This is a genomic window from Nonomuraea dietziae, assembly GCF_014195505.1.
Taxonomy (GTDB): domain Bacteria; phylum Actinomycetota; class Actinomycetes; order Streptosporangiales; family Streptosporangiaceae; genus Nonomuraea; species Nonomuraea roseola.
On the sequence record NZ_JACIBV010000001.1, the window covers coordinates 4,833,468 to 4,846,114 of the forward strand.

The following is a 12,647-nucleotide window of genomic DNA, read 5'->3' on the forward strand; positions in this document are numbered from 1 at the left end:
GATCACAGGCGGATCAGGCCGCGTTCGACCGCCACGGTGACGGCGGCGGTGCGGGTGTCGACGCCGAGCTTGCCGTACACGTGGACGAGGTGGGTCTTGACGGTCGCCTCGGTGATGAACAGCGCTCTGGCGATCTCCTTGTTGCCCGCGCCCTTCGCCAGGAGCTCCAGGATCTCGATCTCCCTGGTGGTCAGCGCGGGCCCAGGGTCGCGCATGCGGCGCATCATCCGCGTGGCCACCTTGGGCGACAGGACGGTCTCTCCCCTGGCGGCGGCCTTGATCGCCTGGAAGAGCTCGTCGGGAGGGCAGGCCTTGAGCACGTAGCCCGTGGCGCCCGCGTCGATGGCCCTGACGATGTCGGCGTCCGTCTCGTAGGTGGTCAGGACGAGCACCTGCGGCGCATGGGGAAGCGCGCGGACCAGCCGCGTGGTCTCCACGCCGTCAGGGCCGTCGCCGAGCTGCAGGTCCATGAGCACGACGTCGGGCTCGCTCAGGGCGATGCCGCGCACGGCGTCGTGCGAGGTGGCCGCCTCGCCCACGATCTCCATGTCGGGCTCGCCGCCGACGAGGGCGGCGATGCCCGCCCTGACGACGGGGTGGTCGTCCACCAGGAAGAGTTTCAAAGCGGGATCCTCGCTGCCACGGCCGTGCCCTCACCGGGCACGCTCTCGACCACCAGCGTGCCACCCACCTCGGCCAGCCTGTCACGCATGCCGCGCAGGCCGTACCCCCGGCCTGGCCCTGGCGCGGCCTGGTCGAAGCCGACGCCGTCGTCGAAGACGTCCAGCGTCACCTCGCCCTCCAGATACGACAGGGTGACGACCACCCTGCTCGCCTGGGCGTGCTCGCGGGCGTTGGCGAGCGCTCCCTGCGCCACCCTCAGCAGGACGGCCTGCGTCCTGGCGTCGAGGGGGTACTCGGCCCCCTCCTGGCGGAAGTCGTCACAGATCGACTTGAGCACGTCGGGCAGCGACCTCTCGGCCAGGTCGGCGGGCCCGAGGTCCCTGACGAACCGCCGGGCCTCCTCCAGGTTCTCCCCCGTCGAGGTCATCGCCTGCCGCAGGTAGGAGCGGGCGAGGGAGGGGTCGCTCTCCCATGCCCTGTCGGCGGCCTGCAGCAGGATGCGCTGGCTGGTCAGGCCCTGGGCCAGGGTGTCGTGGATCTCGCGGCTGAGCCGCTCCCTCTCCTCCAGGACGCCCGAGCGGCGCAGCTCCCAGAAGATCACCACGGTCATGGCCGCGACCGCGATCGGCGCGAGGACCTGGCTCGGGTCGAACCTGTCGGCCAGGTTGATCTGGGCGACGATCACCGAGACCGTCAGGACGGTCGCCGCCACGATCGTCAGCGGGGGCGAGAGCAGGCGCAGGCAGACGAAGAAGAGCGGGATCGCGCACCACGAGAACGACGGCGCCATCTCCACCAGCACCAGCCAGAGCAGGAGCACCGCGACGAGCCACGCCAGGCGCCCGCGGTGGCCGAGCGGTCGCCAGAAGGCCACGCCCACGGCGTAGAGGAGCCCCAGCACCGCGGCGAGGCCGACGTTGACGGCGCTCTCGGCGTTGAGACCGTGCCTCACCAGCAACCGGGAGGCGGAGGCGACGAGCAGCAGGAAGAAGCCCACGTGCATGGCGCGGTTCAGCCGGACGCGTTCCACCTGCTCCTCCTCCCTCCACATCAACCAATCGGTTGACGTACGGCTCAGCCGATTTCTTCCCCCGCTTCGACCGGACGTGCGATGGCCCCCGCCACGGGCGACGGCAGGCTGGAGGACATGAACCTCAAGAGCTTCCGCATCCGCACCGCCGCCGCCGGCCTGGCCGCCCTCGCCGTGGTTGGTGGCGTCACCGTCTCACAGTCCGCCGCCATGGCCGACCCCGGCGCCCCCGCCGTCGTCCAGACGAACGTGCTGTCGGCCGACGCCGCCCTGAAGATCGCAGAAGCGGTGCAGAAGGAGGCTGCCAAGCAGAAGCAGCGCGTGACCGTCGCGATCGTGGACCGCTCGGGCGCGACCAGGCTGATCCTGAAGGGTGACGGCGCGGGCCCGCAGACCGAGGAGTCGGCCAGGCGCAAGGCGTTCACCGCCGTGTCGTTCGGCCAGGCCACCAGCGCGCTGTCGAAGAACCAGGCGCTGGCCGCGATCCCCGGCACCCTCCTGCTGGGCGGCGGCGTTCCCGTCGCCTCCGGTGGCAGCCCGATCGCCGGCATCGGGGTCGGCGGCGCGCCCTCCGGCGACATCGACGAGGCCCTCGCCCAGGCCGGTCTCAAGGCCGTCCAGGGGCAGCTCGGCTGATCCCCGATGCCTGTCGACCGCAGCTCTCCGACGCGCAGGGCCGTGCTCCTCGCCGCGGCCCCTCTCGCGCTGGCCGCGTGCGCGGGGCCCGCCGGTCCCGAGCCCGGGTCACAGACTGCGCGACCAGGCATGAAAGGATCGAATGTGCTCACAGGACAACTGCTCACAGCCGCCGCCGCGGGCGACACCACCGCCGTCAGGGAGGCCGTCACCGAGGGCGCCGATCTGGAGGCTCGCGACAGCCAGCAACGCACCGCCCTGCTGCTGGCCAGCGCGGCCGACCACGTCGAGGTCGCCGAGCTCCTGGTCGCGGCGGGCGCCGACCCCAACGCTCTCGACGCCCAGCACGACACCCCCTGGCTGGTGACCGGTGTGACGGGCAGTGTGGCCATGATGCGCGCGCTCCTGCCCGCCAGGCCCGACCTGACGATCACCAATCGCTACGGCGGCGTCTCGTTGATCCCCGCCTGTGAGCGCGGGCACGTCGACTACGTGCGCGAGGTGCTGAAGACCGGCATCGACGTCAACCACGTCAACAACCTGGGCTGGACGGGGCTGCTGGAGGCGGTCATCCTCGGCGACGGCAGCGGGCCGTACCTGGAGATCGTCAGGCTGCTGCTGGCCGCGGGCGCCGATCCCGACCTGGCCGACTCCAACGGCGTGACCGCGCTGCAGCACGCCGAGCAGAAGGGCCAGCGGGACATCGCCGAGATCCTACGACGCGCCTAGCCGTACCTCGCCGACCGGACGGCCGCCGCCCAGCAGCGGGGCGGTCGCCATGTCGTCGAGTTCGGGAGCGTCGAGGCCGAGCGCCCGCAGGGCGGCCACGGTCACGGGAACGCGGGCGCGGGAGGAGCCGTCCTCGATCTTGACGGTGCCTGCCCTGCCGTCGGAGTAGGCGAAGGCGTCGAACGCCTCGGCCCCCGCCTTCACCATCAGCCCAGGGATGGCCCGCATCAGCCTGGCCTCGAGGCGGGTGGTGCCCGACGTCCACTCCGGGTGGGTGGTCATGGCCTCGTAGACGCGCCGTTCGGGCGAGCCCTGCTCTCCCAGAGGGAACGCGCGGAAGGCGCGCGTCACCCCCACCATCGAGACGAAGAACAGCGGCGCCCCGCAGCCGTCGACCCCGGTGGCGGCCACGCGCTCGCCGGTCAGCTCCTCGACGGTCTCCCTGATCGCCCGCTGCAGCGGATGGGCGGGGTCGAGGTAGGTCTCCAGGGGCCAGCCGTTGACCACGCAGGTGGCGAGCATGGCCGAGTGCTTGCCCGAGCAGTTCATGAAGATCCGCGCCTTGGTGGTCACGGTCCTGTCGTCGGGATAGTCCTCGGGGCACAGCAGGGCGCTCTCGTCGAGACCGGCGCCCGCGAGGATCTTCCTGGCGCCGTCGACGTGGAACGGCTCGCCCGAGTGGGAGGCGCACGCCAGCGCGAGCAGCTCCCCGTCCAGGTCGAGCCCGCTGCGCAGCATGCCGAGCGCCTGCAGCGGCTTCATCGAGGAGCGCGGCGAGGCCAGCGCGTCGACGGCGCCGTGCGCCTGCACGGGCTTGCCCTCGGCCGACACGGCCAGCATCCTCGCCCGGTGCGTGGACTCCACGAACCCGGAACGGACAACCTCCACAACGAGCGACATTTCCCCTCCCTTTCGCCACGAGTGTATTACCGCCTTCCGGGGGCGTTCCGTCGGGAAGGCGAGGGTGCGCCACAATGGTGTTCCATGCGAGCAGTCGTTCAGCGGGTGAGCCACGCCTCCGTCGTCGTCGACGGCACGACCGTCGGCGCGATCGACGAGCCCGGCCTGATGGTGCTGGTCGGCGTCACCCATACCGACACCCCCGCCGAGGCCCGCAGGCTGGCCGCCAAGCTCTGGGGCCTGCGCGTGCTCGACGGCGAGAAGTCCTGCTCCGACATCGGCGCCCCCCTCCTGGTGATCAGCCAGTTCACCCTCTACGGCGACACCCGCAAGGGCCGCCGCCCCACCTGGCAGGCCGCCGCTCCGGGCCCGGTCGCCGAGCCGCTGGTGCAGGCGGTGATCGACGAGCTGCGGGCACTCGGCGCGCACGTCGAGACCGGCAGCTTCGGAGCCGAGATGAAGGTCTCGCTGCTGAACGACGGCCCGATCACGCTCGTGATCGATCTCTGACAGGTGGGGCCAGCCTCACCTTTTTCAGTGATGAGCCGCCCATGTCGCCCGTACTCCACCATCTCTACCGTGGACGCATGACCATCTGGCGACGGATCCGCGCCCACTGGGGGGCTGCGACCTGGCTGCGCACGCTCCACGTGGCGACGGGCCTGCTGACCGGGCTGCTCTCGGCGGGGGTGATCGCGACTCTGGTGGTCGGTTCGGTGCTGCTGGTCTGGACCGTGGTCGTCCCCGTGATCGCGATGGCCCTGCTGTTCTGGACCCTGCCGCTCTTCACCGCCCTGCAGCGCTCCCGCTTCGCCGCCCACCTTGACGTCCACATCGCCCCTCTGCCGCGAAGGGACTTCTCCCTCCACCCGCTCAAGTGGCTGGTCCCGCAGGCCAGAGCCCTGAGCACATGGCGGCAGCTCGCCTACCACCTGCTGTGCCCGCTGCTCAACGGTCTCGGCTCGCTCGCCCTCCTCACCGCGTGGGGCGGAACCCTCGCCATGGTGTTCCTCGCGGCACGCGCCTTCGACTTCTCGCCGTCCCCCGCGTTCGGAGCGGCGTTCGCGCTGATCGGCGTCGGCCTCTTCCTGGCGGGCCCCCTGGTGGCTCGGGCTTTCACGTGGGTGGACGTCATCGCGGGCGAGGCGCTGCTCGGGCCGGCGCTCAGCGACGAGCTCGCCCAGCGGGTGGAGACCCTGCAGGAGAGCCGCGCCGAGGTCATCGACGCCGCGGACGCCGAGCGCCGCCGCATCGAGCGCGACCTGCACGACGGCACCCAGCAGCGCCTCGTCTGGCTGGCCATGAACCTCGGCATGGCTCGCGCCACCCTCAAGGACCTGCCCGAACCGGCGATGCAGGTGATCACCCAGGCGCACGAGGAGTCCAAGCAGGCGCTCAAGGAGCTGCGCGACCTCGTGCGCGGGCTGCACCCCGCCGTCCTCACCGACGAGGGCCTGGACGCGGCCCTGTCCGGCCTCGCCGCCCGCGCCCCCTTCCCCGTACGGCTCAGCGTCGACGTCGCGCAGCGCGCCTCGCCCACGATCGAGGCGGTGGCCTTCTTCGTGGTCTCCGAGACGCTGACCAACATCGCCAAGCACGCCGAGGCCACCAAGGCGTCGATCACGGTCGTGCGCAAGGGTGACAGGCTACGGCTGGCCGTACGCGATGACGGAAGAGGAGGGGCCGCGCCCGAACGCGGCTCGGGGCTGCGCGGCCTCGCGCAGCGCGTCGGCTCCGTGGACGGCGAGCTGCGCATCGACAGCCCGCAGGGTGGACCGACGACGATCGAAGTGGAGCTTCCATGCGAGTAGTGCTGGCCGAGGACTCCGTCCTGTTGAGAGAGGGCCTGACGTGGGTGCTCGGCTCGGCGGGCATGGAGGTCGTGGCCGCCGTCGGCGACGCCGAGGAGCTGCTGCGCGCCGTCGGCGAGCACCGGCCCGACCTGGTCGTCACCGACGTGCGCATGCCGCCCTCGCACAGGGACGAGGGACTGCGCGCCGCGCTGGTGCTGCGCAGGCAGCGCCCGGGGCTGCCGATCGTGGTGCTCTCCCAGTACGTCGAGGAGCGCTACGCCAGCCAGCTGCTGTCCACCGAGACCACGGGGATGGGCTACCTGCTGAAGGACAGGGTGGCCGACGTCACCGAGTTCGTGGAGGCGCTGCGCAGGGTGGCCGCCGGAGGCACCGCGCTGGACCCCGAGGTGGTCGCCCAGCTGCTGCTGCGCGGCCGCAGCGACCCGCTGGACCAGCTCACCCGCAGGGAGCACGAGGTGCTCGCCCTCATCGCCGAGGGCCGCTCGAACGGGGCCATCGCCGATGCCCTGGTCGTGTCGGAGGGGGCGGTCGGCAAGCACATCAACAACATCTTCGCCAAGCTCGGCCTGTCCGGCGCCGACGACAAGGACCATCGCAGGGTGCTGGCCGTCCTGCGCTTCCTCAAGGTGTGAGATGAGAGGAGCACGCGTGCGCAGGACGTGGCTCATCGTGGGTGGAGTGTTCACCCTGGCCACCGTGGGCGGCCTGGGAGCCGGCTTCGGTCTGAACGTCGACCTGCCGGAAGACTCCGCCGACACCTCGCTCATCTACTCCACCACGGCGGAGACCACGGTCAGCGCCTACCGGATCACCACCCCCGAACTGTTCGTCGCGGTGAGGGGCGAGGTGGACGTCAAGGTGATCGTCACCCCCGCCTCGAAGGGAGCGCGGCGGCTCACCGTCGAGCGGCGGCTCACCTGGGCCGGCGACGACGGCCGCAACCACTCCGAGTCGTGGAACGGCAGGTGGCTACGGGCGGAGATGAGGTGCGGAGTGTCGGCGTGCGGCGCGCTCTACACCTTGACCGTCCCCGAGGACACCCCGGTATGGCTGATCACGCCGCCCAGAACCCTCACCTGTCCACCTCAGGTATGCCGGCACGGCTGACCGTGCGGGCGGGGAAGCCCGCACCGGATCTAGCGGATGCGGCGGCGCAGGGCGGGGTCGATGGCGACGTTGCGGCCCGCGTCCGGCGGCACGATGACCTCCTGCGAGGCCGCCACCCCACCCGCCAGCAGCGGCTCGTCGACCGGCACCGTGCGCTTGACGAGCGCCAGTGCGATCGGGCCCAGCTCGTGGTGGCGGGCCGCGGAGCCGACGAAGCCCACCTCCTGCCCGTCGAGCAGCACAGGCGCCCCGTGCGGGGGCAGCGTGTCGACGCTGCCGTCGAGGTGGAGGAAGACCAGCCGCCTGGGCGGGTGGCCCAGGTTGTGCACGCGGGCCACGGTCTCCTGGCCCCTGTAGCACCCCTTGGTGAGATGGACGGCCGCGCCGATCCAGCCCACCTCGTGCGGGATCGTCTTGTGGTCGGTGTCGAGGCCCAGCCTCGGCCTGTGCTCCTCGATGCGCAGCGCCTCGTAGGCCCACAGCCCCGCCAGCGGCTTGCCGAGGTGGGTGTCGAGCTCGGCGCGCGGCACGAGGAAGTCCTCCGACGCGCCCGACAGCACCGCGAGGTCGTCGGCGAGGGAGACCTCGACGCGCAGCATGAACCGCATCCGGTCGAGGTAGTCGATCAACGGAGCCGAGGTGCCCGGCTCGACGTGGGCCAGGACGGCCTCGCCGTCGTCGACGAGCGTGAGGTGGTGCTCGACGCGGCCCTGCAGGTCGAGGATGAGGGTCTGGGTCCACTCACCCGGCTTGAGGATGTCGAGCTTCTGCGAGGTGAGGTCGTTGAGCCATTTCAGCCTGTCGACGCCGGCGATCCTGACGATCTCGCGGTTGCTGCGGTCGACGACCGCTTCGCCCTTCACCAGCGCGCGCTGTTCGGCGAAGAGGTCGCCGTAGTGGGCGGCGACGTCGGCGTCGGGGGACTCGGCCGCGACGGCGCCGGGAAGATCGAGCAGAGGGCTACGCATGCCGTCAGGCTACCCGGCAGCCACGACAGCGGCCGAAGACGGTCAGGTGCCGGACGTCGGCGACGAAGCCCAGCTCCTCCTCCAGCCCTCTCACCAGCCCGTCGGCCATCTCGGGACGCACCTCGCTGACCTCGCCGCACCCCCTGCACACCAGGTGGACGTGGTCGGCCTCGGCGGCCAGATGGTAGGTCGGGGCGACGTGGTTGAGGTGGGTGTGGGTGACCATGCCGAGCTCTTCGAGCAGTTCGAGCGTGCGATAGACGGTGGAGATGTTCACGCCGCGGGCGGTCTGCCTGACTTTCGCGCAGATCTCCTCGGGCGTGCCGTGCCCGAGCGCCTTGACCGCTTCGAGAACCAGCTGCCGTTGCGGAGTCACGCGGTAGCCCTTGGCGCGGAGCTCCTCGTGCCATGCGGTCTCGGTCATGTCCAGAGTCTACGGCCGGCGAATAATCGCTTGCCCGTTACCGAACCTGCCGCATAGCTTGAAAGCACGCGGAAAGGAGGTGGTCCAAACAATGGTGATTCATAGTTGGGCTAGCGAGGTGGCTGTCCGCTAGCGGCGGAACCATCCGGACCAGGTCTGGATGTCTCACGCCGCAGAGGCGAATCTGAGGCAGCCACCGGGGCTCCGAGCAGCTGGAGGGCGGGGTCCATCCCCGTCTGTGGTCCATCCAGCCCGCCTGTCGACAGGTGGAGCGAGCTCGGGGCCCTTCCCATTTCCTGAGGCTTTCCCCGAAGGTCCGCAGACCCCTGCGAGCCGGGGTGCTGCGGCCTTCAGAGCGTCAGTGTTCCCCGCGCGCGGGGACGCCGAGCCTGGCGCAGGCCTCGTTGTAGAGGCGCACCACCGCCTGCCGTACCTGGGGGCGCTCGGTCAGCGTCTGGCCCCACGGCACGCGCACCCGCTCCCCTCCGTCGATCGTGAACTCGATGGCCTCGGCGTCCACATCGCTGGTCGTCGCGGTCGTCGCCTCGGGACGGCCGCCGAGCGCACGCACGATCAGCAGGCCGTCGGCGGCGTGGTCGTCGTTCATGTGCCGCTTGATCGCCTCGACCACGTCAGGCGTGAAGGGGCCGCTCACGCGACCTTCTTCAGCTCGGCGGACATGTGCGAGGTCAGCCCGACACCCTCGGCCGCCATGTCGTAGGCCCACATCAGGTTGCCGTTGACCAGGCCGTAGAGGCGGTGTCCCGCGGTGTACTCCTTCGCGCTGGCGGTGCGCGCCACCACGTCGGTGCGCAGCTCGATCTTGTGGAACACCACCTCGCCGACGTAGATCTCGACGATGCCGGTGGGGTGCGAGAGCAGCACCTCGAGCTGGCGGTCGGGCTGCTGGCGCCAGTAACCGGTCTCGGTGGCAAGGGGCCGCACCCTGTCGCCCGCGTCGTCCAGCAGCCATGTGCGGCTGGTGTAGGTCAGGAACGGCTTGCCGTTGTGACCGAACTCGATCTCCTGGCCGAAGTTGAAGCTCTCGATCGTCGGGTAGCCGCCCACTCCCGCGCCCTCCCACCTGCCGAGCAGCCAGGCGATCGGCTCGAGGTCGGGATGCACTTCAGGTTCTTCCATGTCTCCCAAGCGTAGGGCGTCCGAGAGGGCGAGGCGGGACCGCGGCCTGATCGGCGGCGCTCTGAAGCCGGGCGGATGCGGACGTGCGGGACGGTTCGGTCTAGGCTGACGACATGGCACGATCACTGGTGATCAAGGTGACCGCTGGGGCCGACGCCCCCGAGCGATGCAACCAGGCCTTCACGGTCGCGGCCGCCGCACTGGCGAGCGGGGTTCCCGTCTCGCTGTGGCTGACGGGTGAGGCCTCCTGGTTCGCCCTGCCTGGCAGGGCCAAGGAGTTCAGCCTGCCGCACGCCGCCCCGCTCGAGGACCTGCTCGACGCGGTGCTGGCGGCGGGGCGGGTCACGGTCTGCACCCAGTGCGCCGCCCGGCGCGACATCACGGTGGACGACCTGATCGACGGTGTCCGCATCGCGGGAGCGCCGGCCTTCGTCGAGGAGGCCGTCACCGAGGGCGCCCAGGCCCTCGTCTACTGACCACGGGGCCTCGGCCGCTCACCGAGGCACGTGGCAGGCCGCGTCCACGGACCAGATCCGGTCGTGACGCGCCCCCGGGAGTGGGTCAGCGGGCGAGGACGGTGTCGAGGCGCTCCTTGCGCAGGCGGTCGTACCAGCTGTCGTCGATCGGCGCGAGCGTGCTGCCCACCGCCCACTCCAGCAGCAGGTCGGCCAGCGCGGGGTTGCGGGCGAGCGCGGGGCCGTGCAGGTAGGTGCCGACGACGTGCCCCGCGTAGCAACCCTCGAAGCCGTCGCCGTTGCCCGTGCCGACCAGCGTGCGCGACAGCGGCTTGACGCCGGGCCCGAGGTGGGTGACGCCCATGTGGTTCTCGAAGCCGGACAGCGTGGGCAGGTTGAGCTCGCTGTCGACCTCGGCCACCAGTTCGCCGACCGCGCGGGCGGGCCCGCGGGTGCTGGAGATGTCGAGCAGACCGATGCCGTCGACCGGCTGGCCCTCCTCGCCGCCGAACGTGCTGCCCATGATCTGATAGCCCGCGCAGACCGCCAGCATGGAGGCGCCCCTGGCGATGGCGCGGTGCAGGCCGCCGTCCTTGCGCAGCCGCTGGGCCGCGAGGATCTGCGGCCTGTCCTCGCCGCCGCCGATCAGGTAGACGTCACCGGTCTCGGGCACCGGGTCGGAGGAGCGGACGTGGACGGTCTCGACCTCGATCCCCCTGCGGCGGGCGCGCTGCTCGAGGACGAGCACGTTGCCCTGGTCGCCGTAGGTGCTGAGCAGGTCGGGGTAGATCCAGACCAGGCGCAGGGAGCTGTCAGACGGCACGGCCGAACTCCGATCGGATCTGCTGGAAGGCGGTGTAGTTGGCGATCACGTCGAGGCGCCCCGGCGGGATCGCGTTGAACGCCTCGGTGAAGCTCTCGCACAGCTGGAAGGGCACGTCGGCCACGTCGAGCCTGAGCGCCAGGTCGAGACGGCGCTCGCCGGTGATGTAGACGGGACGGCCGCGCAGGATGCGGTAGTCGACGTCCCACAGCCATGAGGTGTCGCGCCCGTCGGGGCCCTGGGCGTTGACCGACAGGATGATCGGCAGCGAAGGGTTGGAGACGTCGAACGCCTCCAGCCAGCCCGCGGGGTTCTTCGACAGCAGCAGCCGCGCGGCCCGCCCGTCACGCTGGACGGTGGTGTAGCGGCCCGCGACCGAGGTGACCTCACGCAGCCGGGGCAGCGCCGACTGCACGTGCAGCCCGAACGCCTCGGCCACCGCGAGCGCCATCGCGCCGTTGGAGCGGTTGGCCAGGCCGGGCAGCTGCAGGTCGAGCACCCACCGGTCGCCGCGAGGGTCGATCACCGCGTCGTCGTCGAGCACCCAGTGGGGCTCGGGCCTGTGGAAGGTGCACTCGCGGCACGCCCAGTCGGCGCCCTTCCTGTCGAGCGGCCCACCGCACTCGGGGCAGCTCCAGGAGTCTTCCTTCCAGCGCTGGCCACCGGCGACCCAGGTGACCTTGGCCGCGGTGGAGGCGCCCCAGGTGACCAGCGGGTCGTCGCAGTTGGCGATCACGTGGGTGGGCTTGCCTGACAGCGCCCTGCGCCACTTCTGGGCCAGCAGCCAGATCTCGGCGGCGCGGTCCATCTGGTCGCGGCTGAGGTTCATCAGGCAGACGACGCTGGCGCCGGTGGTGTCGAGGACCTCGGGGAGGTACTTCTCGTCCACTTCGAGTACGCCGTACGGCGCGGCCTTGTTGGCCGACAGCGCCGAGACGTGACCTGCGGGCATGTTGGCGCCGAACGCGTTGGTGGCCACCTCGCCCAGCTCGGTCAGCGCCGAGGTGATGAGGCGCGTGGTGGTGGTCTTGCCGTTGGTCGCGCTGACGAGCGCGAGCTTGCGGTCCCTGGCCAGCTGCTTGAGCAGGTCGGGCTCGAGCACCAGGCCGACGCGCCCGCCGATCACGGACCCGTCACCACGCCCGGTGACCCTCGACAAGGTGGCGGCGGTGCGCCCCAGGACACTCGCGAGCTGGGCCCGCAGCGGAAGCTGGGTCATGCTGACCGATCCTAGTCGACCCGCACAGGCCGTCACCCTCCCGACGTCCACGCCCGCAAGGGTTCTCGAGGACGAACCACCCCATGACCACCCGCAACCTCGCCGCCGTCACCCCGACATCAGAAGACCGAACCTTCCCGGGCGACGGAACCGAGCGACGAGGGGCGGCCGGCAAGGCAGGAGGTGCGGTCAGGAGCGCGGGGTGGCCGAAGGACGGGGGGCAGGGGAGGGAGGCCCGGGGTCGGGGCAGGAGCCCCACAGTCCCTTGCGGGCGGCTCTGGCCCGCCTCTCCAGCCTCGCGAACTCCTCCGCGTGCGCCACGTTGGGCCGTACCCGCAGGGCGAAGGCGTTCCCCTCGGCCAGTTGCCTGGCGTTCACGAACTCCCCCGACGCCGTCCACACGTACCGCAGCTGACGGCGGTGGTCGTCGAACCTGCGTCTGTCGAAGGCCAGCGTGACCGTCGATCCGCGCGGCGCCAGCCGTAGCAGCGCCGACGTCGACTCCCTCGCCCAGCACCGGGGCCTGGGGAGGTTCTCGGGAGCGTCCAGGCCGATCAACCTGACCCGCTGCTCGCGTCCCCTGCGCCGCCCCTCGAGCGGCGACACCACGAGGGTGTCGCCGTCGGTCACCCCCAGCACCGTCGCCCGCTCACGCGCCCCCTCCGGCGGTGCGACGACGGGCGCGGGTGCAGTGGAGCGCGTCAGGTGGAACGCGCTCCCCACCAGGGCGAACCCGGCCAGCAGGGCCAGGGCGGCCACGGTCCGTCGCACACCGTGA

The 12,647-nt window shown here is 71.3% G+C and carries 17 protein-coding genes; 7 read left to right on the plus strand and 10 right to left on the minus strand.

Features of this window, described 5'->3' with window-relative positions; genetic code table 11:
- Positions 1 to 2 precede the first annotated feature (2 nt).
- On the minus strand, positions 3 to 623 hold the full coding sequence (locus FHR33_RS22855) for a response regulator (protein WP_183651248.1): 621 nt from the start codon (positions 621 to 623) through the stop codon (positions 3 to 5).
- Positions 620 to 1,654 (minus strand): sensor histidine kinase, encoded by a 1,035-nt coding sequence (locus FHR33_RS22860; protein ID WP_312895675.1) that lies wholly within the window; start codon positions 1,652 to 1,654, stop codon positions 620 to 622. The genes FHR33_RS22855 and FHR33_RS22860 overlap by 4 nt, the downstream gene beginning before the upstream one ends.
- A gap of 81 nt (positions 1,655 to 1,735) precedes the next feature.
- On the opposite strand from FHR33_RS22860, the gene FHR33_RS22865 reads away from it, so the two are divergent.
- On the plus strand, positions 1,736 to 2,290 hold the full coding sequence (locus tag FHR33_RS22865; RefSeq protein ID WP_246452050.1) for a GlcG/HbpS family heme-binding protein: 555 nt from the start codon (positions 1,736 to 1,738) through the stop codon (positions 2,288 to 2,290).
- A 144-nt stretch (positions 2,291 to 2,434) separates the two neighbouring features.
- The gene (locus FHR33_RS22870; protein WP_312895676.1) at positions 2,435 to 3,019 is read left to right on the plus strand and encodes an ankyrin repeat domain-containing protein; all 585 of its coding nucleotides are present in this window, start codon (positions 2,435 to 2,437) and stop codon (positions 3,017 to 3,019) included.
- Here the strand turns inward: FHR33_RS22870 and FHR33_RS22875 are convergent.
- Positions 3,005 to 3,919 (minus strand): asparaginase, encoded by a 915-nt coding sequence (locus FHR33_RS22875; protein ID WP_183651256.1) that lies wholly within the window; start codon positions 3,917 to 3,919, stop codon positions 3,005 to 3,007. The two genes, FHR33_RS22870 and FHR33_RS22875, sit on opposite strands and share 15 nt — an antisense overlap.
- Before the next feature lie 84 nt (positions 3,920 to 4,003).
- Between FHR33_RS22875 and dtd the strand changes: the two genes are divergently transcribed.
- The 4 genes from dtd to FHR33_RS22895 all read left to right on the plus strand — a co-directional run bounded on the left by dtd (position 4,004) and on the right by FHR33_RS22895 (position 6,840).
- Positions 4,004 to 4,429, plus strand: coding sequence for a D-aminoacyl-tRNA deacylase (gene dtd, locus FHR33_RS22880; RefSeq protein ID WP_183651260.1), 426 nt, complete (start codon positions 4,004 to 4,006; stop codon positions 4,427 to 4,429).
- 77 nt (positions 4,430 to 4,506) lie between these two features.
- Positions 4,507 to 5,730, plus strand: coding sequence for a sensor histidine kinase (locus FHR33_RS22885; protein ID WP_246452052.1), 1,224 nt, complete (start codon positions 4,507 to 4,509; stop codon positions 5,728 to 5,730).
- Positions 5,721 to 6,365 carry a response regulator transcription factor gene (locus tag FHR33_RS22890; protein WP_183651265.1) on the plus strand — a complete coding sequence of 215 codons (645 nt, stop codon included), beginning with the start codon at positions 5,721 to 5,723 and terminating at the stop codon, positions 6,363 to 6,365. Before FHR33_RS22885 ends, FHR33_RS22890 begins: the two co-directional genes overlap by 10 nt.
- Positions 6,366 to 6,381: 16 nt before the next feature.
- Positions 6,382 to 6,840, plus strand: a complete 459-nt coding sequence (locus FHR33_RS22895; protein ID WP_183651268.1) for a hypothetical protein — start codon at positions 6,382 to 6,384, stop codon at positions 6,838 to 6,840.
- 29 nt (positions 6,841 to 6,869) lie between these two features.
- On the opposite strand, the gene ygfZ is transcribed toward FHR33_RS22895, so the two are convergent.
- The 4 genes from ygfZ to FHR33_RS22915 all read right to left on the minus strand — a co-directional run bounded on the left by ygfZ (position 6,870) and on the right by FHR33_RS22915 (position 9,372).
- Positions 6,870 to 7,808 carry a CAF17-like 4Fe-4S cluster assembly/insertion protein YgfZ gene (gene ygfZ / locus FHR33_RS22900; RefSeq protein ID WP_183651271.1) on the minus strand — a complete coding sequence of 313 codons (939 nt, stop codon included), beginning with the start codon at positions 7,806 to 7,808 and terminating at the stop codon, positions 6,870 to 6,872.
- A 4-nt stretch (positions 7,809 to 7,812) separates the two neighbouring features.
- Positions 7,813 to 8,232 carry a Fur family transcriptional regulator gene (locus FHR33_RS22905; protein ID WP_183651274.1) on the minus strand — a complete coding sequence of 140 codons (420 nt, stop codon included), beginning with the start codon at positions 8,230 to 8,232 and terminating at the stop codon, positions 7,813 to 7,815.
- 358 nt (positions 8,233 to 8,590) lie between these two features.
- Positions 8,591 to 8,887: a DUF2470 domain-containing protein gene (locus FHR33_RS22910; RefSeq protein ID WP_183651277.1), complete on the minus strand. Its 297-nt coding sequence runs from the start codon at positions 8,885 to 8,887 to the stop codon at positions 8,591 to 8,593.
- Positions 8,884 to 9,372 (minus strand): heme-binding beta-barrel domain-containing protein, encoded by a 489-nt coding sequence (locus tag FHR33_RS22915; RefSeq protein ID WP_183651279.1) that lies wholly within the window; start codon positions 9,370 to 9,372, stop codon positions 8,884 to 8,886. Before FHR33_RS22915 ends, FHR33_RS22910 begins: the two co-directional genes overlap by 4 nt.
- Positions 9,373 to 9,485: 113 nt before the next feature.
- On the opposite strand from FHR33_RS22915, the gene FHR33_RS22920 reads away from it, so the two are divergent.
- Entirely contained in the window at positions 9,486 to 9,848 is a 363-nt protein-coding gene (locus FHR33_RS22920; protein WP_183651281.1) for a DsrE family protein, read from the plus strand.
- An 85-nt stretch (positions 9,849 to 9,933) separates the two neighbouring features.
- Here the strand turns inward: FHR33_RS22920 and FHR33_RS22925 are convergent, their stop codons facing one another.
- The 3 genes from FHR33_RS22925 to FHR33_RS52745 all read right to left on the minus strand — a co-directional run bounded on the left by FHR33_RS22925 (position 9,934) and on the right by FHR33_RS52745 (position 12,640).
- Entirely contained in the window at positions 9,934 to 10,650 is a 717-nt protein-coding gene (locus FHR33_RS22925) for a type 1 glutamine amidotransferase (RefSeq protein WP_183651283.1), read from the minus strand.
- The gene (locus FHR33_RS22930) at positions 10,640 to 11,869 is read right to left on the minus strand and encodes a MurT ligase domain-containing protein (RefSeq protein WP_183651285.1); all 1,230 of its coding nucleotides are present in this window, start codon (positions 11,867 to 11,869) and stop codon (positions 10,640 to 10,642) included. Before FHR33_RS22930 ends, FHR33_RS22925 begins: the two co-directional genes overlap by 11 nt.
- 189 nt (positions 11,870 to 12,058) lie before the next feature.
- Positions 12,059 to 12,640, minus strand: a complete 582-nt coding sequence (locus tag FHR33_RS52745; RefSeq protein ID WP_183651287.1) for a thermonuclease family protein — start codon at positions 12,638 to 12,640, stop codon at positions 12,059 to 12,061.
- Positions 12,641 to 12,647 lie beyond the last annotated feature (7 nt).